Below are 21,058 nucleotides of genomic sequence, written 5' to 3'. Positions count from 1 at the left end.
GAAATAAAATAACAATAGTTTAGTTTTAGTTTAGGAATGAATACTACCAGTTGCTTATATTTTTAATTTTGTTTTAGTATAATGTTTATAAACTAAATATGGTTTTTAACTCATTTCTTGTTTTTACAAGGAAATGGGCTTTTTATTTTAAAGAAAAAGGATAAGAAATAATGAAAAGTAGTATTGAAAAAAGAAATTATATCTTACAAAGAAATCAAGTAAGTTTATTAAGAAAAAAGAAACGAAAAAAATATCAAACTATAGTTAAAGAAAAAACACCTTTATTAAAAATAAATACTAGAAAAGATGAAAATGCTTTAAAAATTGACTTAAAGCAAAGAGTAAATGAACAGGTAGTAAAAATTGAAAAACAACTGCAACAATTAGAACAAGAAAAAGAAAATTTAATGAAAGAAAAAAAGAAATGATGAAAGAATATTTGAACTACAGTTATTTCTTTAAGATTTGAAAATGAAAATTTTTTATTTTTAGAATTATTTTCAACAAAATCATTAAGTTTTTGTATTTGATTTTTATTTAGTTCATTTTCTATTTTTTTGTTTAAATCCCAAAAAACTTTATTTAATTCAAATTAAATAATAATTAATCAGATATTAGATGTAATTAATTACATAATTATAAGTTTTAAAAAATACTTTACAATAAAGGTAGGAAACAAAAATGAACAACTTTACCATTAATGAAATTGTAGAAAAATTTAATTTAAAAGTTCTACACGAAAATTCTAAAGAGCCTATCACTAAAAGAGTTATTTCTAGTATTGGAACTAACCGTGGTGGACTTGAACTAACAGGGTTTAAAACTAAACAAGTATCACGTAGCCGCAGAATTATTTTACTAAGTAGTAAAGAAAGTGAATATATCGCCTCTTTAGAAAAAAATGATTATAACAATCATTTTAAAAATATTTTAGAAGATCATATTCCAGGAATTTTTGTTACCCCTAATTTTAAATATATTAAAGAATTATGTGCTTTTGCCCAAGAAATCAATTCCACAGTCCCTATCATTGCTGTTCCATTTTTTACTTCAGAATTTGCTGCTACTGTTTCTATTTACATTGTTGAACGTTTAGCTGAAATAAAACGTGTTCATGGTACATTAGTTAATATTTTTGGTTATGGTGTTTTAATTATGGGAGAAAGTGGAATTGGTAAATCAGAAACTACTTTAGAATTAATTCGTAATGGTCATCTCTTTATTGGTGATGATAGCATCGATATTTTAAAGATTAATAACAAGTTAGTAGGCAAAGTTAACCCTCCTGTCAAAAATTTGATTGAAATTCGGGGAATTGGCATCCTAGATGTTACCAAAATGTATGGATATCATGTTATAATGCATGAGAGCCAAATTAATTTGATTATTAGTTTAAATCGAATTGAAAGTGAAGGCTGAAGTAAAATTGACCGTCTTGGTGACCAAAATGATTTTGAGACATATTTTGAAATTAAAATCCCTAAAACAATCATTCCTGTTAGCCCAGGAAGAAATCTAGCTGATTTAATTGAATCAGCCGTTATTAGTTTAAAATTAAAAAATGAAGGACAAGACGCTACAAGTCAATTTCAAGCACGTATTATTAGTGACTTAACAAAAAAATAAATAATTTATTCATTAAATTATCAAAAGGAAATATTATGTTTAATTTTTTAGGATACAATGATGCGATTGACGATATCCCAGGAACTAGTATTCACATTTATTCAATCTTAGTAGCAATCGGATTTATTGTTGCTATTGTTGCTTCATGAATTAAATTATATCGTCGTAATATTCCTACTAAAACCTTAGAGTGAGGTTGTCTAGTAATAGCATTATCTGGAATTATTGGTGCACGATTATGATTTGTTGTAAGCGATACTAAGGATATGGATACTATCCTTGATGTGATTGCTGTTTGACGTGGTGGTATGGCCATTGAAGGTGGTGTAACAGTTGGTATGGTAGTTGGATTCTTTATCTTCTATCGTGCTTCCAAGCAATTACAAATTTCTATGTGAGTATTTATGGATTGTATTATTCCTAATATTTTATTAGGACAAGCGATTGGACGATGAGGTAACTTCTTTAACCAGGAATTATTGGGTGCTAATATGGGACATCCATTTAGTTGATTACCAACATGAATGAATAATCATTTACATTATTCTGGTGATAAACCTGTTCCAGTTGAGGTTTATCGACAACCATTATTCTTGTACGAATCGATAATTTCGTTATTCGGATGAGGATTTTTAACTTTTTTTGTTCCTAAAGCTGGACAAATGTTTAGTAGAAAACCATGAAAACTATTTGCTGGTGAATTTGTTTCACCATTAAAAGCTAACCCTATTACTAAAAAAGATTACGTTTTACCATGAAAAGCTATTAAAAAGTATCATGGTTATAGTCAATTTAAAAAACAAGCATGAAATACTGCTTATTTTGATTTTAATCCAAATTCAAATATTGTGAAAAAAACATTAAAAAGTGTTATTATTAACAAGGAATATAAGCGAAATATCAAAGATAAAATCAAACAAAAATTTCAAAAATTTAAATATTACATGCAACCACATGCCAAACCTTTAACCGACGCATTTAATCCTAATCAATATCGCATAACATACACTGGTGTATGCGGAAGTCTATATTTTGCTTTTTATGGTATTATTAGAATGATTTTAGAACCATTACGTAATAGTCGTGATATTATGATGATTGGTAATGTCTCAATATCAATGTTATTATCAGCCATATGGGTTATTTTTGGTGCCACATTAGCAATATGTGCCCAATTTTTTGCTCCATCAAGATTTCGTAAAGGAGAATGATTGTATGAAAGATCATACTAAAGATAAAGTTAAATATGATTATGATTTAATAGTAGTTGGTGGAGGTCCTGCTGGAATGACCGCAGCTATTTACGCGCAAAGAGCTAATTTAAAAACCGCTATTATTGAAAAATATATTGTTGGTGGAAAAATGATTAAAACTTCAGAAATTGAAAATTATCCTGGTTATGATTATATTTTAGGGCCAGATTTATCAGAAAAAATGCAACAACAAGTAGAAAAATTAAAAGTTGAATTCATTTATGATGAAGTAAAAACTATTATTGATAATAAAAATCATACATCTAAAACAGTAGTCATGCTTTGTGGTAATAAAATTACAGCTAAAGCAGTTATCATTGCTACGGGTTCTGTCGAGCGTAAAATTGGTTGTCCTGGTGAAGAAGAATATGCTAATCGTGGTGTATCTTATTGTGCTGTTTGTGATGGTGCATTATTTAAAGGTAAAATCATTACCGTTGTTGGTGGTGGTTATGCTGCTTGCGAAGAATCATTGTATTTAACAAGATTTACTAAACAAGTTAATTTAATTCATCGTCGAGACCAGTTCCGTGCTGATGAAAAAACCGTTAATAAAATTAAAAATCATCCTAACATTACTTTAATTACAGATTATGTAGTTACAGAAGTAATAGGTGATGATTTAAAGAAAAAAGTTATTAAATTAAAAATTCAAAATGTCAAAACAAAAGTGATAAATGAAGTTGCTACGGATGCGTTATTTCCGTATATTGGTTCAGACCCGGTAACAAGTTTTGTTAAAGAATTGGATATTTGTGATAGTAATGGATACATTATTACTAATGATAAATGTCAAACAAAAATCCCTGGATTGTACGCTGCCGGTGATGTAATTGCTAAAAATTTACGACAAATCGTGACTGCAGTCAATGATGGTGCTATTGCTGCACAATATTTAATAAATTTTATTGATAATTTCAATGAATAAAGTGTACAATTTAGGAGGGTAGTAATGGTATCATTTACAACAACAGTTAAAGATGAAATTTGTCAAAAAAATTTTAAGCCTTGTTGTCAAAAATCCTTGCTATCTTCCTATACATTAATTAATGGAAAAATTATAAATCAGCAAGGTATAAATTCTGAGATTATAGTTCATAGTTTCCATAATCGAACAACGAGATTAGTGTATAAGTTTTTCAAAAATCAGTATCCAGATATCAGTTTAAAAATAATAGTAGATATTTTACACAAATTTGAACGCCCAAAGGTGTATAATATTCATATTAATAATAATGTTGATTTTATTATTAATGACCTTATGTTTTTAGAAAAACATCTTTATATTGATAAAGAAAAAAACCAGCAGCATTTAGTAAAAGAGCATTGTACTAGAGCATATATTGCCGGAATCTTTCTTGTAATTGGTTCAATCAATTCGCCTTCAACTTCTAATTATCACTTAGAATTACAATTTAGTGATGATTTGTTAGCAAAGAAAATTAAAAAGATTTTATTGCAAAACTTTAAATTAACTTTTAAATCAATAAAACGTCGTAATAAAACGGTGCTTTATTTAAAAAAATCTAATGCAATTTCTGACTTTTTAAAAATAATTGATTGTCCACAAGCAGTTTTCGCTTTTGAAGATAAACGTATATCGCGAGAATTATTTAATAATATTAATCGTTTTAATAATATTGACATTTCTAACCAACAAAAATCTTTAAATGCTGCAAATCAACAAGTTGAAATGATTAATTTTTTAAAAGACAAAAAAGTCTTTAGTGAATTATCATTGAAAACGCAAACTATATCAAATTTAAGGGTACAAAATCCAGAAGTATCACTTTTGGAATTATGTGATCTTTATCAAGTAGCAACTGGTTCTGTAATTACTAAATCAGGTGTTAACCATTTAATTCGCGAAATTAAGAAGAAGTATCAAGAGTCATTATAATTTATTATGACCAAAAATTTATTTTGGAGGAAAAAAATATGAGGAAAACCAATACAATTTTACACAAAAACCGTCAAGATGTTTTAAACGCTTTTGGGAAAAGAATGAAAGTTTTACGCAATCAAAAAGGTAAAAAGTTTTCACAAGAAAAACTTGGAGAAGCAAGTGGACTACATCGTAACTACATTTCAGATGCCGAAAGAGGAACAAGAAATGTTTCATTAGTAGCTATTCTAAAAATCATTCAAGGATTAGATTCAACTATTAGTGAATTCTTTGCACAAGGATTTGATAATGTTGATTCATCTGCCTTAATTAGTTTAGGCGATGCTATTATCGTTGAATAGTGAAAATTTATTAATATATGAACACCTATTTATATAATAAAGGTGTTCATTTTTGGTTAAGTCTAAGATTGTGTGTAAATTTAAAAAAGTAATAAAAAATGAGCCATATACCCCTCCTTATCAAATATAATTAGTTTGAAAATAAAAACTAGATAGGATGAGAAATATATGACTCCATTAAATTTTACAATAGATTCTGAAATAATGAAAAAATTTCTTTCAAAAGAGACTAAAAATGAAGGCATAAGATTGCTTATTGAATTATTTTTAATAAACTTTTCAAAAATCAATCAGATGATCAAATTGGTGCTAATAATTATGAACGAAATGAAGCAAGAACAGATTGCCGTAACGGTTATTATCAGCGTGATTTAAAATCTGTAAATGGAATTTTGAATTTAAATGTCCCTAGACATCGTAATAAATCTTTTGAAACTGAAATTTTCGAAAAGTTTAAACATTCAGAACAAGCATTATTATCTACCATGATGCAAATGGTAATTGACGGTGTATCAACAAGGAAAGTTGATAACATAACAAGAGAATTGTGCGGTATTAATTATTCTAAATCTACTGTATCTAATATTTGTAAAGAATTAACTGAAGTAATAGGCACATGAAAAAACCGTGATTTAAGCGCAAATTCCTATCCTTTTATAATTATTGATGGAGTACATGTTAAGGTTCGAGAAAATAATCCAGTAATCTCTAAAGCAGTTTTTATAGCCCTAGGTATAAATGACCAAGGTCATAGAGATATTTTAGGAATGATGGTTGGTGATTCAGAATCAGAAACTACATGAAGTGAATTCTTTTCTTCATTGAAAGAACGTAACTTAACTGGTCTTGATTTAGTTGTTTCTGATGCCCATAAAGGGTTAGTTAAAGCAGTTCAAAAACATTTTCAAGGCGTGCAATGACAAAGATGTCAAGCACATTTTATGCGTAATATCTTGGATAAAACACCTAAAAAGGATAGAGAAAAAGTCGAAAGAGATGTTAATGCCATTTTCAACGCTAGTAGTATTAAAATGGATAGAATGATTCTTAAAGAAATGAAAGATAATTATTCCCATCTTTTAGACTCGGCATTACGAATTCTTGAAAATGGATTTGATGATGCTTTAGCAATTTTAAGCTTTCCACTGTATTACCATAAAAAATTAAGAACTAGTAATCACATTGAACGCCTAAACCGTGAAATTCGAAGAAGAGAAGGTGTTGTTACCATATTTCATGGAGTTGATAGTGTATATCGAATAATAGGTTCAATTTTAATGGAATTTAATGAAAAATGAATGATAAATCGTGTTCATATTAATATGGACTAATATAATAATTTTAAAATTGAAAAGGCTTAAATTATTGCTTAACTACTTTGTATTAAAATTTTATTCTTTATAAATAACTGCATTTCTTTAAAATGACTTTTTGTTGTGATTATTTAGAAAAAAATAAGGCTTTTCTCCCTTTATGTACTATTTTTAAATTTTATCACATAAATGCTGAGAAAAGCCTATCTACGGACTTCTCCCCACATTTTTAATTAAACATAGCATTACAGTTTCAAAACTAGGTATGTTATTGAATTTATATGCAGCTTCTTTTGCATATAAATGAATATGATGTTTTGCAACTTTGATATGTGTTTTAAATGTTCTTCGTATATGTTTTCATACTGACTCAATTTGGTTGGTATTTACACCAGTTTTTGAAACATAGCCATCTTGATGGTTAACTGTTTCATGCTTAGTGAAAACCGATTTCAAATCGCGATATCCTTTTCAAGAATCAGTATGTACATCACACTTTGAAGAAATGTGGTTTATTGCAAACTGCAAAAGATTTTTACTGTTTGCGTTTTTCAATACTTTCACAATCAGATTGTTGGTTGTTTTTTCATAAATACCAACAATCAAGGTTTTGTTCAACAAGGATCTTCCTTGTTTTTTAAACCCATATGTGAAAGATACATTTCATCCATTTGCACTATTCCCTCAACAATGAATTGAGGTTCTTGTTTAGCAATGGCACTTCGGATTTTATGACCCATTCTTCAAGCTGTTTTCAAGGTCACTCCCAATTCTTTTGCAACATCAGTTGATGGAATTCCATGTTTGGTTTTTATTCATCTAAAGATGAGATAAAACCAAGATATTAAAGGTGTTTGTGACTTTGAAAATATAGTGCCTGTGAGAATACTGAATGTTTGAAATGTAATCAAACATCTCATTTTTCTTAAATTAGAAGTATTCAAATTAAAACTAGAACACCTAATACATTTGCTTTGTTTCAAACTTGCTATATATGCAAGACATTGTTTTTCAGTTTTAAAAGTATTATTGAACTCATTCAATTTCATTGTTTCCTCCACAAGTACATGTGGGGAGAAGTCCGTTTTTTTAACTTTAATATTCCGCCAACTGACTTTGATAATTTTGTTAAAGATGATGTTAGTTTACAAGAAATTTATGAATATATAACAAATAAAACAACTGCGTTTTTAGCAAAACAAAGTATTATTGGAAATATCGCTTGAGTTAATTCCAATCTTTCAAATTCAACACAAAAAAAACATTAGCAATAGTTCATACTTAATAATTACAAAGAAACAGATATATTTAGAAAGAATAGCATATATATGAAGATTAATATCAATGGTAATGCTTTTAGTTTTAGTTTTAATCCATCCAATAATTCTGGATGCGCATTTTCTATTACTAGTTCTGCCGATGCCAAGTGACCTTCTTAATTAAATAGTTAACAATGTTAAATAATAGTGTCATGATTTGATAATCATGACATTTTACTTTTCTTAACTTATATTTTAAATAAGGTAGAATGTTAACACAAAAACTTATCAATAATAATTCCAATTATATCATTACTAATGATACAATAATAACTATAATTAACTTATTAATTGATAACATTTAAATAAAAAATAGGAGTTACCATGGATAAAACAACAAACAATAACATTATTGAAGAATTAAAATGACGTAATATTTTAAAAGATATTAGTAATATTGATAAAGTAATTAACGCAGGTAAATTAGGCAAAGGAATCTATTGTGGATTCGATCCAACCAATGATTCACTACACCTAGGAAATTTATTACAAATTATTTTACTTCACCGTTTTGCTACTTTTGGTTTTCAACCAATTGCCGTAATTGGTGGTACAACTGCTATGATTGGGGACCCTAGTGGTAAAAGCAAAGAACGTACTTTATTGAGCGAAAAAGTTTTACAATATAATGTTAAACAAATTAAAACGCAATTGACATCATTACTAAACTATGAAAGCATTGAAAAGTTATCAAGTTTAGAACTAATTAAAAATTATCAACTATTAGATGATAAAGAATATGAAATATTAGAAATGGTTATCAAGAGTATTAACCCAAACAACCAATATCATGGTACATTAGTTGCTATCTTAAAAAATTTGCCATTACCATGAGAAGAATTAAATTTGCCATTGCCATTAATGAAAAAAATGTATGAAGTTTGTAATTTAGATTCAAAATGATTATTAATCAAAAATAATTTACCTAATGCTTCATTTAAAGAATTATTAAATTATTGTGATAGCTTTGTTCAAACTTGAATTGCTTTTTCAAGATTACCAATGGGAGAAGTTAATAAAAATATTAAACCATTGAAAATTGTTAATAATCAAACATGACTAGCACCATTAACTATTACTACTTACTTACGTGATATTGGTAAACATTTTACTATTAATCAAATGTTAAATAAAGAAATGGTTGCTAATCGTTTAGAAATTGGAATTTCTTATACTGAATTTTCATATATGGTTTTACAATCTTATGATTTTTATAATTTATATACACAAGAAGAATGTTATGTCCAATCAGGTGGTAGTGACCAATGAGGTAATATTACTTCTGGATTAGAGTTAATTAGGAAACAAAAAGGCGATGACCATAATGCTGCTGGCATTACTATTAACTTACTAACTAAATCTAATGGTGAAAAATTTGGCAAAAGTGAAAAAGGTGCTATTTTCTTAGATAAAAACAAAACTTCTGCTTACGAACTATATCAATTTTTATTTAATCAAGAAGATAAATATTTAGCAAGTTTCTTTAATTCATTAACATTATTTAATCAGCAACAAATAACGAGCATTTTAGAAATTCATAAAAGTGATATCAAACAACATTACGGTCAAAAAATTTTAGCAAGTTTATTAACAGTATTTATTCATAAATTAACAGGTTACTTTAGTTCTATTAATATTACTAATGCTTTATTTCATGATCGAATTCATCAAATGAAAGCTGTTGATATTTTACGAGTGTTAAAAGATGTTCCACATTTTGATTTAGCACGAGATGAAACTATCGTTGATGTGCTAGTTAATAATCAAATTTGTGCTTCTAAACGAATCGCAAGGGAATTAATTGGTCAAAATTCGATTATGATTAATGGTCAAAAAGTTAGTGATGTTAATTTTATGGTTAGTAAAAATAATGCTATTAATAAACGGTTAACTGTTATTAAAAAAGGAAAACGTCATTATTTTGTAGTTGTGCATCAATAGAAGGATTTAACTATGATTTTTGTTAATATATCACCGTTATTTTGAGATTTAATTGTTGTAGGAATACTAGTATTTGGCTTGGTTACTGGACTTTTTATTGGTGGTCGTGCATTAGTTTTTATTAGTTGTGGTAATTTATTAGCTATTGGATTGATGTTAGTATTTAAATCTTTACTACTAGGGTATTTTAAAATATGAATACTGCCGTTATTTAATATCGGACTTCTCCCCACAAGTACATGTGGGGAGAAGTCCGATAAAAAATTAACTGCGACCGTATGATTCAACAACTAATGCTTCATTAATATCAGTATTTAGTTCTTCACGTAATGGATGACGCACATATGTTCCAACAAATGATTTTTTGTTAAATTCAACAAAAGGCAATGTTGATGCATTTGTAGCAATAGCTTCAAGAATTTTTGCATTCTTTTGCGCTTTTTCCGTTAGGGTAACTTTATCACCAAGTTTAACACGATATGAAGCAATATTTACTTTTTTACCGTTAACTAAAACATGGCCATGGTTTACTAATTGACGAGCACCGTTTCTTGTTAAAGATAGTCCTAAACGATAAACAATATTATCTAATCTTGATTCTAAGAAAATTAACAAGTTAGTTCCAGTAACACCATGTGTATTTTTTGACTCATCAAATAAGTTTTTCATTTGACGTGCGTTTAAACCATAAGTGAAACGAATTTTTTGTTTTTCTTGTAATTGTAAACCAAAGTTAGAAAGTTTGATTCTTTTTTGCCCATGTTGACCAGGAGCGAAAGTACGTTTCTTACCTTTAGCAAATTCTTTGCCAGTTTCAAGAATTGAGAAGTTTAATCTTCTTGATTTTCTGAACACTGGACCTGTATATCTTGACATAATAAGTCCTCCTTGAGATTGTATACAAACACAAAGAGACTTTAATAAGTTCTTATTAAGACAGTTTACAGTTCGCCAGAACAGCACTGGTTACTATTGAAATTAGTAGAACTTTAGAGTTTTGCTAATAAAAAGAATAATCTTTGGGTAAACTATTTGCAACTTAATAATACTTATTTGCTGCTTTTGTGAATGCCTGTTAATTATAAGGTAAGTAGGTGTTTTTGTCAATAGGTGTAAATTAGATGTATTCCGTAACTAATTTGCTGTGTTGTTATCATTTAGATAACAGAAAACGATATGAACTATCTCTGTAATTAAAATTATGAATATTTTCTATAAAATTCACATTTAATATGTTAATATTACTATTTTATGAAAGTTGGGTGCTATATTTATGAGAAAGCAAAAAAAGATCAACATTACAGCTTGAGGTTTTATCATGTCAGTATTAGGCGCTGCCGTTGGTTTAGGTGGAATTTGAGGATTTCCTACGCAAATTAATAAACACGGTGGGATGTTTTTAATCCCATTTTTAATTGCCTTGATAGTTTGTGCCTTACCAATTTTATTAATTGAAATTAATTTAGGTAATAAATATCGAAAAAATCATGTTGATATTTTCACTGACTTAGCTAAAGTTCCAGGCACATTCTTTGGCTTTTTACAAACAGCAGTTGTATGATTAATGAGTGTTTTTTATAGTGTCTTAGTTGCTTGGTCACTATTGGCATTAGTTATGGCTTTTTTACCAGGTTTAAATCAAAACGGTTTTTTCTTAGATAAACTAATTGAACAAACTAATAGCAATCCTCAAAACTTCAGTCAACTAGGAAATATTAGCCCTTGAGTTTTAATCAGTTTAATTGTTGTGTGAATACTAACAGGAATCATTTTATTAGGCGGAGTAGCAAAAGGAATTGATTTAGCTAATAAGATTTTTATTCCTGGACTGTTTGTAATGATTGTCTTAATGATGATTTATGTTTTAACATTACCTGGTGCTACTAATGGTTTGCAAACAATGTTTGCTTTTCATGGTAAGTCATTATTAACAAGTAGTATCTGAACTGATGCCTTTGGTCAAGCATTCTTTATGCTTTCCACTTGTACTGGAGCAATTATTATCTTTTCTAGTTGTGCTACAGTTGGTAAAAGTAATACTAATAAAGGATTAATTATTATGTTTGGGACAATAGTGGTAGCATTACTAACAGCTTGTACTGTATTTGGCGCGCTTGGAGTTATTGCTCATCAGTCAGGTAAACCGATTGATGAAGTATTTGTGCCTGGTCCAACTTTAATCTTTCAAGTATTTCCTCAAATTTTTGCTATCATTACCCAACAAACAGGCTTATCGTTTTTGAGCCATATGTTAGCAGTATTCTTTTTCTTATCAGTGTTCTTTGCTGGTATATCTTCGTTAATTACCATGGCCGAAGCTGTCGTTAATCCATTAATTAGTAGATATCAAATTAAACGTTATCAAGCATTATTATTAACAATAATTAGTGGGTTTGCAATGGGAATTATTTTCTGTTTTAATAACAGTGGTTCGTTAATTGATGGTTTAGCCACTTGAGTTGCTGGAATTTGACAAATGATAATCGGTATCTTTGAATTAATTGGTACCATTCTAATTTGAAAATGTTATGATGACCTTGCTGAATTTAATAACAAGTATTCTGCTATAAAGTGATATAAATGATTTAAGTACTTATGTTTAATTGTCATTCCATTAATTATTTTAATTAATTTAATTTTTGCTTTCTATAAGTTGTTTAATGATATTAGTACTAACCCATTTGTCTTTTTAACCATTGGTGTAACAATGGGAGCAGTTAGTGTTTTATTATTTACTTTCATTTTTACTTATTACAATAATATTAAAAAAAATATTGTCAAACTTAATAATAAAATCTTGAAAGGAAAAGATAACTTAGAAAATAGCAATCTCATTGAAAATAATTAACTTTAATAATCAGTCTTTGTCTTAGAAAGACTGATTATTTTATTATTTGAATTGTAAATCTAAAAAAATAAAAAAAGGGTCATGTAAATTCTTTAGGCTTTTCTCCCTTTATGTACTATTTTTAAATTTTATCACATAAATGCTGAGAAAAGCCTATCTACGGACTTCTCCCCACATTTTTAAATTAAACATAGCATTACAGTTTCAAAACTAGGTATGTTATTGAATTTATATGCAGCTTCTTTTGCATATAAATGAATATGATGTTTTGCAACTTTGATATGTGTTTTAAATGTTCTTCGTATATGTTTTCATACTGACTCAATTTGGTTGGTATTTACACCAGTTTTTGAAACATAGCCATCTTGATGGTTAACTGTTTCATGCTTAGTGAAAACCGATTTCAAATCGCGATATCCTTTTCAAGAATCAGTATGTACATCACACTTTGAAGAAATGTGGTTTATTGCAAACTGCAAAAGATTTTTACTGTTTGCGTTTTTCAATACTTTCACAATCAGATTGTTGGTTGTTTTTTCATAAATACCAACAATCAAGGTTTTGTTCAACAAGGATCTTCCTTGTTTTTTAAACCCATATGTGAAAGATACATTTCATCCATTTGCACTATGCCCTCAACAATGAATTGAGGTTCTTGTTTAGCAATGGCACTTCGGATTTTATGACCCATTCTTCAAGCTGTTTTCAAGGTCACTCCCAATTCTTTTGCAACATCAGTTGATGGAATTCCATGTTTGGTGTTTATTCATCTAAAGATGAGATAAAACCAAGATATTAAAGGTGTTTGTGACTTTGAAAATATAGTGCCCGTGAGAATACTGAATGTTTGATTACATTTCAAACATCTCATTTTTCTTAAATTAGAAGTATTCAAATTAAAACTAGAACACCTAATACATTTGCTTTGTTTCAAACTTGCTATATATGCAAGACATTGTTTTTCAGTTTGAAAAGTATTATTGAACTCATTCAATTTCATTGTTTCCTCCACAAGTACATGTGGGGAGAAGTCCGATTCTGTATTGTAATTTCAAGTGCGAAAATTTAATAGGTATTATTTTAACCTTAGATTGAGACATTATCATAAGATAATGACAAAATTTTAAAAAATATTGATAATAGTTATTGCAATCATTATTGAACAAATATATAATATCTCTGTTGTCTCTTTTCGGGGCTATAGCTCAGCAGGTCAGAGCGCACGCTTGATAAGCGTGAGGTCGATGGTTCAAGTCCATTTAGCCCCACCATTAATTTAAAAACAACTTTATTAAATAAACATAACTGTTTGTTTTTTTTATAAAAAAACTTAATTTTAGATAAGAAAATGTGATATAAAAGATACTACCTGAACTATATAAAATTTTGAAGACCGATTCATAAATTTGTTAATTCTACAACATCGTGTAAAATAATATAGATATTGTGAAAAAACTTATTACAAATAGTTTTGTTCTATCTGAGTTAAGGTTAAGTCCCGAATCTTGTGTAAATTTATTTTTACAGATCAATATTTCTCATATCAAATAAATTTAGTTTAATTTATTGTACCATACTTAAAAGTTGGTAGGTTAATCTTATCTAAAATTAATTTTAAAATTCTTATAGTTAATAATTTTACAAAGTTTATAGGTTTATAAATTATTTTGGCTTTTCTCCCTTTATGTACTATTTTTAAATTTTATCACATAAATGCTGAGAAAAGCCTATCTACGGACTTCTCCCCACATTTTTAAATTAAACATAGCATTACAGTTTCAAAACTAGGTATGTTATTGAATTTATATGCAGCTTCTTTTGCATATAAATGAATATGATGTTTTGCAACTTTGATATGTGTTTTAAATGTTCTTCGTATATGTTTTCATACTGACTCAATTTGGTTGGTATTTACACCAGTTTTTGAAACATAGCCATCTTGATGGTTAACTGTTTCATACTTAGTGAAAACCGATTTCAAATCGCGATATCCTTTTCAAGAATCAGTATGTACATCACACTTTGAAGAAATGTGGTTTATTGCAAACTGCAAAAGATTTTTACTGTTTACGTTTTTCAATACTTTCACAATCAGATTGTTGGTTGTTTTTTCATAAATACCAACAATCAAGGTTTTGTTCAACAAGGATCTTCCTTGTTTTTTAAAACCCATATGTGAAAGATACATTTCATCCATTTGCACTATGCTCTCAACAATGAATTGAGGTTCTTGTTTAGCAATGGCACTTCGGATTTTATGACCCATTATTCAAGCTGTTTTCAAGGTCACTCCCAATTCTTTTGCAACATCAGTTGATGGAATTCCATGTTTGGTGTTTATTCATCTAAAGATGAGATAAAACCAAGATATTAAAGGTGTTTGTGACTTTGAAAATATAGTGCCCGTGAGAATACTGAATGTTTGATGACATTTCAAACATCTCATTTTTCTTAAGTTAGAAGTATTCAAATTAAAACTAGAACACCTAATACATTTGCTTTGTTTCAAACTTGCTATATATGCAAGATATTGTTTTTCAGTTTGAAAAGTATTATTGAACTCATTCAATTTCATTGTTTCCTCCACAAGTACATGTGGGGAGAAGTCCGATTATTTTTTTCTAAATAATCACAACAAAAAGTCATTTTAAAGAAATGCAGTTATTTATAAAGAATAAAATTTTAATACAAAGTAGTTAAGCAATAATTTAAGCCTTTTCAATTTTAAAATTATTATATTCGTCCATATTAATATGAACACGATTTATCATTCATTTTTCATTAAATTCCATTAAAATTGAACCTATTATTCGATATACACTATCAACTCCATGAAATATGGTAACAACACCTTCTCTTCTTCGAATTTCACGGTTTAGGCGTTCAATGTGATTACTAGTTCTTAATTTTTTATGGTAATACAGTGGAAAGCTTAAAATTGCTAAAGCATCATCAAATCCATTTTCAATAATTCGTAATGCCGGGTCTAAAAGATGGGAATAATTATCTTTCATTTCTTTAAGAATCATTCTAGCCATTTTAATACTACTAGCGTTGAAAATGGCATTAACATCTCTTTCGACTTTTTCTCTATCCTTTTTAGGTGTTTTATCCAAGATATTACGCATAAAATGTGCTTGACATCTTTGTCATTGCACGCCTTGAAAATGTTTTTGAACTGCTTTAACTAACCCTTTATGGGCATCAGAAACAACTAAATCAATACCAGTTAAGTTGCGTTCTTTCAATGAAGAAAAGAATTCACTTCATGTAGTTTCTGATTCTGAATCACCAACCATCATTCCTAAAATATCTCTATGACCTTGGTCATTTATACCTAGTGCTATAAAAACTGCTTTAGAGATTACTTGATTATTTTCTCGAACCTTAACATGTACTCCATCAATAATTATAAAAGGATAGGAATTTGCGCTTAAATCACGGTTTTTTCATGTGCCTATTACTTCAGTTAATTCTTTACAAATATTAGAGACAGTAGATTTATAATAATTAATACCGCACAATTCTCTTGTTATGTTATCAACTTTCCTTGTTGATACACCGTCAATTACCATTTACATCATGGTAGATAATAATGCTTGTTCTGAACGTTTAAACTTTTCGAAAATTTCAGTTTCAAAAGATTTATTACGATGTCTAGGGACATTTAAATTCAAAATTCCATTTACAGATTTTAAATCACGCTGATAATAACCGTTACGGCAATCTGTTCTTGCTTCATTTCGTTCATAATTATTAGCACCAATTTGATCATCTGATTGATTTTTTAAAATTTTATTTAAAAATAATTCAATAAGCAATCTTATGCCTTCATTTTTAGTCTCTTTTGAAAGAAATTTTTTAATTATTTCAGAATCTATTGTAAAATTTAATGGAGTCATATATTTCTCATCCTATCTAGTTTTTATTTTCAAACTAATTATATTTGATAAGGAGGGGTATATGGCTCATTTTTTATTACTTTTTTAAATTTACACACAATCTTAGACTTAACCTGAGTTAAAACATATTATTTTGAATATTGCAGACTACATTTAAGTTCAAGTAATATAATGTCACCAACCCCTGATACTAAAAATTAATCTGGTGCCAAAAATTCACCTATTAAAAACTTTTTTAGTCGTTATAACCGCAATGTAATAGTTAATCCTGAAGATGCTGAATATGCTATTTTAATTCGAGATTTTAGTAAAATCTTTAAAAAATTTAAAGCTGTTGACAATGCTACTATTAAAGTTAAAAAAGGCACTATTCACGGTTTTATTGGCCCCAATGGTTCAGGTAAGACTACTATTATTAAGTGTTTAGTTAGCGCCATGGTGGAAACAAAAGGTGACTTAATTGTTCATGGTAAACGTTCATGAACAGTTGAAGCTAAAAAACAAATCGGATATATTCCCAAAGCTGCCAGATTTCCCAAACGAATTACTACTTATGACTATTTAGTATCAATGGGTCAAATTAGTGGTTTAACTTATAAAATGGCCAAAACAAAAACAGAAGAAATCTTAAAGGGATTAGATTTATGAAAATTTAAAAAACGTAATCCTAATGCTTATTCTTCAGGAATGAAGAAAAAGGTATTATTAGCACAATCATTGCTTAATAATCCTGATGTTCTAATTTTAGATGAACCTGCTGCTAACTTAGACCCAACAGCCAGAACAGAATTATTTAATGATTTAAAAAATTACGTGACCAAGGAAAAACTGTTTTTATTTCCTCTCATATTTTATCTGAATTGCAACATCTAACTGATGAAGTTACTGTTTTAAACTATAGTAAGGTTGTTTATAGTGGTACTGTTAACAAGAGTGACAGCATGTATGAAATAAGCACTACTAATAGTAATGATAAGTTAATGAAAATATTATTAGATAATAAATTTCACACTGAAGTTCATGAACAATGTTTATTAGTAAATATTAAAACCGAAGTTGAAGTTGCTAAAGTCTTAGAACTTTCTTTTCATGCTCATATTATTATTACGTATTTAAAACCATATACCGTTGATTTGCGAGCAATGTATGAACGCATTGTTATGGAAGCCAAGCAAGGTAGCCAGAAAGGAGATAAGTAGAGATGCCAATATTTCGTTATACGTTTAAAAAAATGTTATTAACGCCATCGACTTGAATTATTCTTGTGATGACTGTTGCTTTTTTAGCACTTTTTAATTCATTACCATTGACATCACTTGGTAGTGATGTTATTAGTTATTTTTCAGCTGAAGGAGTGTTAATTTTTTATTTACCTATTTGAAAGATGTTAGTATTTCAAATATTTTTAGGTTTAATGTTGTTTATCTTTATTGCTGTTAAAGCAACGCAAGTATTTCGTGATGAAATTGATGATGGAACATTATTAATTTTAGTTTCAAAACCAGTTAGTAGAACTAAAATTTGAACAGAAAAATTATTATCTTTACAAACTATGATACTTTTATTTATATTTTTATCAATTTTCATTTCTGGTATTTTTATTGCCATTCCTGGCATTGGTTCAGGAGCTAGTTATAGTAAAATGTTTCCTTATATGTGAATTTTATTTGGTGTAGGCATTATTTTTGATTTAATTGTTTCATCAATTCCTATTTTATTATCATTAGTAATGAATGCCAAAGCTATTATTGCTATTATGATTGGTTTTGCAGCATTATTGCAAATATTATCATCATCTTTAATTATGAACCAAATAGCTGCACCAACTAATGAATATATGCAAGCCTCACAAGCTGCTGCTGTTTATAGCACTGCTAAAAGTAAACTTAATGCTTCAGATTTAACATGGTTAGATAGTTATATTGCTGATGGTACTACTAATACTAAAAAACTAATTACTGATGATCTTACAGCAATTTATACTTAATATATCAATGGTGTAAATTATCCTACTGATTATAATTATAAGTTAGAACAAGAATTTGTTACTAAAATCGCTAAAGGTGAAATACCACCAACAGGGGGTATTAATCTTGATTTAACTAAACATATTCTTGCTGTTGCTAACGTTTTTCGCCAATGAAACCAACAAAGTTTTAATCAATTATTAACTTGTGAACGTGTAGGGCCCCTTCCTACTGGTGGTTCTTCTAATGCTGGGCAAAATAAAGTTGATTACTCAGTTAAAGATATGATTGATGGTCTTACTGAAACAATTACGCAAAAAGAATATGAAGTTTCTAATAGTCAATTGTTAAAAACTAAAGTACTACGTTACTTAAAAATTTTTTATCATTTAGGATACATTTGAGATCGTATCTCAACACCAGATGGTGGACGTTTTATTGATTCTGGAAAATATACTAGCAATTATGACCCTTACTTATTTAGTTGAAAGAAAAATGCAAATGGCGAATATCAAGTAGATACAAGTAAGAAAGCTGATAGTAAAATTATTAGTTTCACTGCTGATTTAACTGTTTACCTTATTATTGGATTAATCTTGTTTGCTTCATCATGATTTGTTTTTAACCGTAAAGACTTTGCATAAATTACCAATAATTATCATTTAATATTTAAAACCAACAGTTTCTACTGTTGGTTTTTTACTTTATCTATATTCTAATTTTTCTTAATGAAATCATGTATTATTAATAATAATATAGTTTATTTATGAGGGTGAAAAAATGAAACATATTGGATTTAAAATTAGTAATAAATCACAACCTCATAAAGTTAGCAGTTTCTTTACTACTAAAAAATGATATTTATTAGCATTGATGGTTATTATCCCTGCTGTTTTACAACAAATATTATCAGCATCTATGAACTTATTAGATAATATTATGGTTGGTAATTTAAGTGATAGGTTTATTCCAGATTTAAACCCCATGAATGCTAATATTAAAACTATTTTTACTGATTTAGGGTTATGAGAAAAGAAAGATTGATGGGTTAATAATGGTTTAGAACATTTTTTTCAATTACATTATTCAGCAGGTCAAATCGCCGTATCGGGAGTTACAGGTTCTAATCAAATCTTTGTTATTATCTTTGCCATCATGGGTGGTTTTATTAATGCGGTGGGCATCTTTGGTGCCCAGTTTTATGGTGCTGGTCGATATGGTTCTTTACGACAAACAGTACGAATGAAAATTATTTTTGGTTTCTTAGTTGGGACATTAGTTATTATTTTGTCTTATACGATTGGAACTTATTTAATCTCTTATACAACAAGTCCTGCAACAGCTTTGGAGAAGTTTAATGAATTGTGTAATGCTAAAGGTTTAGCTAACAATGACATTGAGCATTTAAAAAATATTCTTGATTATAATAATCCATATGTTACAAATGATATTACTAACTTTATAAATGCTAGAGGTATTGCTAAAGATGATGTGCAATTTACACAAATCATTTTACGTTACTATGAATATCGTTCTGCTCAATTAGCTACTATTCAAGGAGCTAGTTATAATCAGTGAATTGTCTTTTCTTATCCGTTGTTAGGAATTAACTTTGCTTTTGTTTCAGTATTTCGTGAAACCAAGCATGGTTACATTCCGTTATTTTTAACATTCGTATCAGTAATCATTAACTTTTTATTAAACTTAATTTTAATTAATGGTTTAGGTGCGATTGGTGGAATTGGCGCTAGAGGTTCAGCAGTTGCAACATTAACAGCACGGATTGTGCAACTGGCATTAATTAGTGGCTTTGTGATGTGGAAAAAGTATGAATTTCAACCTAAGATTTTAAAAATGTTTAAAATTAGACGTGATTTATTTAAAAAGATTTTAATTAAAGCATGGCCATTAATGTTGAATGATTTATCATTTGCTATCGCTTCAACGATGATTATTCGTTTAATTTCGCAATGAAGTTTTGACGCATTAAGTGGTTCAGCCATTGCTTCAACAATTAATACTATGTTTTATACACTTTATATTGGATTTGGTATTGCCTCCTCGGTGTTGATTGCTAATCGGTTAGGTGCTAATGATATAGTTGGTGCTAAATATAATGCCAAACATTTAATTCGATTAGGATTTATGGTGTCATTAGGCTTTGCTGGTTTACTAGTACTTTCTTCATTCTTTTTACCACAATTATTATTTAGTGCTACAAATGAAGCTTTACGAATTTCTAGTTGAATGATGCGAATTGATGCTATGGTATTTAGTGCATATACTATTTTATATACTTGTATTTATGCATTTAGAGCTGGAGGATTAGGAATTACAGTTTTATTAGTAGACAGTGGTTTTACTTGAATTTTTACAGTTTTAGCTTTATTTTTACAAGTAAAATATAATCCTTTAGATATTATTTTTATTTATGGAATTATGCGTACTGCTGATGTGGTGAAAATGATATTAGTATGATTTATTTATCATTATGGAAAATGAGCACGAAACTTAGCTGGTAATATGAACAAACCATATCCCGAAACACCACCACCAATTGTTATTGTTACTAGTGAACAAGGAAAATCTAAAGATAAAATGAAGATTGCTAACTTTTAATTTAAAAAAACATTAAGGGGGTT

The 21,058-nt window shown here is 28.4% G+C and carries 24 protein-coding genes, 1 tRNA gene and 1 pseudogene; 18 read left to right on the top strand and 8 right to left on the bottom strand.

The window, feature by feature from the left end; translation table 4 throughout:
* The first annotated feature begins 170 nt into the window (after positions 1-170).
* The 9 genes from ACFEL4_RS03845 to ACFEL4_RS03805 all read left to right on the top strand — a co-directional run bounded on the left by ACFEL4_RS03845 (position 171) and on the right by ACFEL4_RS03805 (position 6,672).
* Entirely contained in the window at positions 171-596 is a 426-nt protein-coding gene (locus tag ACFEL4_RS03845; RefSeq protein WP_375318183.1) for a hypothetical protein, read from the top strand.
* An 85-nt stretch (positions 597-681) separates the two neighbouring features.
* Complete coding sequence (hprK, locus tag ACFEL4_RS03840) at positions 682-1,626, top strand: HPr(Ser) kinase/phosphatase (protein ID WP_375318182.1); 945 nt, start codon at positions 682-684, stop codon at positions 1,624-1,626.
* 35 nt (positions 1,627-1,661) lie between these two features.
* Positions 1,662-2,858, top strand: coding sequence for a prolipoprotein diacylglyceryl transferase (locus ACFEL4_RS03835; protein ID WP_375318181.1), 1,197 nt, complete (start codon positions 1,662-1,664; stop codon positions 2,856-2,858).
* Positions 2,842-3,807, top strand: coding sequence for a thioredoxin-disulfide reductase (gene trxB, locus ACFEL4_RS03830; RefSeq protein WP_375318180.1), 966 nt, complete (start codon positions 2,842-2,844; stop codon positions 3,805-3,807). The genes ACFEL4_RS03835 and trxB overlap by 17 nt, the downstream gene beginning before the upstream one ends.
* A gap of 24 nt (positions 3,808-3,831) precedes the next feature.
* On the top strand, positions 3,832-4,779 hold the full coding sequence (gene whiA, locus ACFEL4_RS03825) for a DNA-binding protein WhiA (RefSeq protein ID WP_375318179.1): 948 nt from the start codon (positions 3,832-3,834) through the stop codon (positions 4,777-4,779).
* A 38-nt stretch (positions 4,780-4,817) separates the two neighbouring features.
* The gene (locus tag ACFEL4_RS03820) at positions 4,818-5,126 is read left to right on the top strand and encodes a helix-turn-helix domain-containing protein (protein ID WP_375318178.1); all 309 of its coding nucleotides are present in this window, start codon (positions 4,818-4,820) and stop codon (positions 5,124-5,126) included.
* 168 nt (positions 5,127-5,294) lie between these two features.
* Positions 5,295-5,501: a hypothetical protein gene (locus ACFEL4_RS03815; RefSeq protein WP_375318177.1), complete on the top strand. Its 207-nt coding sequence runs from the start codon at positions 5,295-5,297 to the stop codon at positions 5,499-5,501.
* Positions 5,429-6,457, top strand: coding sequence for an IS256 family transposase (locus ACFEL4_RS03810; RefSeq protein WP_375318360.1), 1,029 nt, complete (start codon positions 5,429-5,431; stop codon positions 6,455-6,457). Before ACFEL4_RS03815 ends, ACFEL4_RS03810 begins: the two co-directional genes overlap by 73 nt.
* A gap of 92 nt (positions 6,458-6,549) precedes the next feature.
* Positions 6,550-6,672, top strand: coding sequence for a hypothetical protein (locus ACFEL4_RS03805; protein WP_375318039.1), 123 nt, complete (start codon positions 6,550-6,552; stop codon positions 6,670-6,672).
* On the opposite strand, the gene ACFEL4_RS03800 is transcribed toward ACFEL4_RS03805, so the two are convergent.
* A complete protein-coding gene (locus ACFEL4_RS03800) occupies positions 6,647-7,057 on the bottom strand; it encodes an IS1595 family transposase (RefSeq protein ID WP_375317080.1) in 411 nt (136 codons plus the stop codon). The genes ACFEL4_RS03805 and ACFEL4_RS03800 overlap by 26 nt on opposite strands.
* On the bottom strand, positions 6,952-7,488 hold the full coding sequence (locus tag ACFEL4_RS03795; protein ID WP_375318176.1) for a hypothetical protein: 537 nt from the start codon (positions 7,486-7,488) through the stop codon (positions 6,952-6,954). The genes ACFEL4_RS03800 and ACFEL4_RS03795 overlap by 106 nt, the downstream gene beginning before the upstream one ends.
* 18 nt (positions 7,489-7,506) lie before the next feature.
* Here ACFEL4_RS03795 and ACFEL4_RS03790 point away from each other — a divergent pair, with 18 nt between their 5' ends.
* Positions 7,507-7,707, top strand: a complete 201-nt coding sequence (locus ACFEL4_RS03790) for a hypothetical protein (RefSeq protein WP_375318175.1) — start codon at positions 7,507-7,509, stop codon at positions 7,705-7,707.
* 375 nt (positions 7,708-8,082) lie between these two features.
* Positions 8,083-9,699: a tyrosine--tRNA ligase gene (gene tyrS / locus ACFEL4_RS03785; protein WP_375318174.1), complete on the top strand. Its 1,617-nt coding sequence runs from the start codon at positions 8,083-8,085 to the stop codon at positions 9,697-9,699.
* Here the strand turns inward: tyrS and ACFEL4_RS03780 are convergent.
* Together ACFEL4_RS03780 and rpsD are read right to left on the bottom strand one after the other, a co-directional pair.
* A complete protein-coding gene (locus ACFEL4_RS03780) occupies positions 9,675-9,986 on the bottom strand; it encodes a hypothetical protein (RefSeq protein WP_375318173.1) in 312 nt (103 codons plus the stop codon). The two genes, tyrS and ACFEL4_RS03780, sit on opposite strands and share 25 nt — an antisense overlap.
* Entirely contained in the window at positions 9,964-10,575 is a 612-nt protein-coding gene (rpsD, locus tag ACFEL4_RS03775) for a 30S ribosomal protein S4 (protein ID WP_308149382.1), read from the bottom strand. Before rpsD ends, ACFEL4_RS03780 begins: the two co-directional genes overlap by 23 nt.
* A gap of 397 nt (positions 10,576-10,972) precedes the next feature.
* Between rpsD and ACFEL4_RS03770 the strand changes: the two genes are divergently transcribed.
* A complete protein-coding gene (locus ACFEL4_RS03770; RefSeq protein WP_375318172.1) occupies positions 10,973-12,547 on the top strand; it encodes a sodium-dependent transporter in 1,575 nt (524 codons plus the stop codon).
* 179 nt (positions 12,548-12,726) lie between these two features.
* Here the strand turns inward: ACFEL4_RS03770 and ACFEL4_RS03765 are convergent, their stop codons facing one another.
* Positions 12,727-13,116 (bottom strand): IS1595 family transposase, encoded by a 390-nt coding sequence (locus ACFEL4_RS03765; protein WP_375316929.1) that lies wholly within the window; start codon positions 13,114-13,116, stop codon positions 12,727-12,729.
* On the bottom strand, positions 13,011-13,547 hold the full coding sequence (locus ACFEL4_RS03760; protein WP_375318171.1) for a hypothetical protein: 537 nt from the start codon (positions 13,545-13,547) through the stop codon (positions 13,011-13,013). Before ACFEL4_RS03760 ends, ACFEL4_RS03765 begins: the two co-directional genes overlap by 106 nt.
* A gap of 194 nt (positions 13,548-13,741) precedes the next feature.
* Between ACFEL4_RS03760 and ACFEL4_RS03755 the strand changes: the two genes are divergently transcribed.
* Positions 13,742-13,818: transfer RNA gene (locus ACFEL4_RS03755), tRNA-Ile, on the top strand.
* Between the two features lie 482 nt (positions 13,819-14,300).
* Here ACFEL4_RS03755 and ACFEL4_RS03750 read toward each other — a convergent pair.
* A complete protein-coding gene (locus ACFEL4_RS03750; protein ID WP_375318170.1) occupies positions 14,301-15,122 on the bottom strand; it encodes an IS1595 family transposase in 822 nt (273 codons plus the stop codon).
* A gap of 133 nt (positions 15,123-15,255) precedes the next feature.
* Positions 15,256-16,449 (bottom strand): annotated as a pseudogene (locus tag ACFEL4_RS03745) (IS256 family transposase).
* Between the two features lie 222 nt (positions 16,450-16,671).
* Here ACFEL4_RS03745 and ACFEL4_RS03740 point away from each other — a divergent pair.
* From ACFEL4_RS03740 to ACFEL4_RS03720, 5 genes are all read left to right on the top strand, one after another.
* Positions 16,672-17,322: an ABC transporter ATP-binding protein gene (locus ACFEL4_RS03740; RefSeq protein ID WP_375318359.1), complete on the top strand. Its 651-nt coding sequence runs from the start codon at positions 16,672-16,674 to the stop codon at positions 17,320-17,322.
* A 68-nt stretch (positions 17,323-17,390) separates the two neighbouring features.
* Positions 17,391-17,648 carry a hypothetical protein gene (locus tag ACFEL4_RS03735; protein ID WP_375318169.1) on the top strand — a complete coding sequence of 86 codons (258 nt, stop codon included), beginning with the start codon at positions 17,391-17,393 and terminating at the stop codon, positions 17,646-17,648.
* A gap of 2 nt (positions 17,649-17,650) precedes the next feature.
* Positions 17,651-18,436, top strand: coding sequence for an ABC transporter permease subunit (locus ACFEL4_RS03730; protein WP_375318168.1), 786 nt, complete (start codon positions 17,651-17,653; stop codon positions 18,434-18,436).
* A gap of 264 nt (positions 18,437-18,700) precedes the next feature.
* Positions 18,701-19,060: a hypothetical protein gene (locus tag ACFEL4_RS03725; RefSeq protein WP_375318167.1), complete on the top strand. Its 360-nt coding sequence runs from the start codon at positions 18,701-18,703 to the stop codon at positions 19,058-19,060.
* 136 nt (positions 19,061-19,196) lie between these two features.
* Complete coding sequence (locus ACFEL4_RS03720; protein ID WP_375318166.1) at positions 19,197-21,035, top strand: MATE family efflux transporter; 1,839 nt, start codon at positions 19,197-19,199, stop codon at positions 21,033-21,035.
* Positions 21,036-21,058 lie beyond the last annotated feature (23 nt).

Origin of the sequence: Spiroplasma endosymbiont of Virgichneumon dumeticola, from assembly GCF_964264745.1 — a bacterium.
Classification (GTDB): Bacteria; Bacillota_I; Bacilli_A; order Mycoplasmatales; family VBWQ01; genus Spiroplasma_E.
Note: the sequence above shows the minus strand (reverse complement) of the source record. Positions and strands in the feature narration are given on the sequence as shown.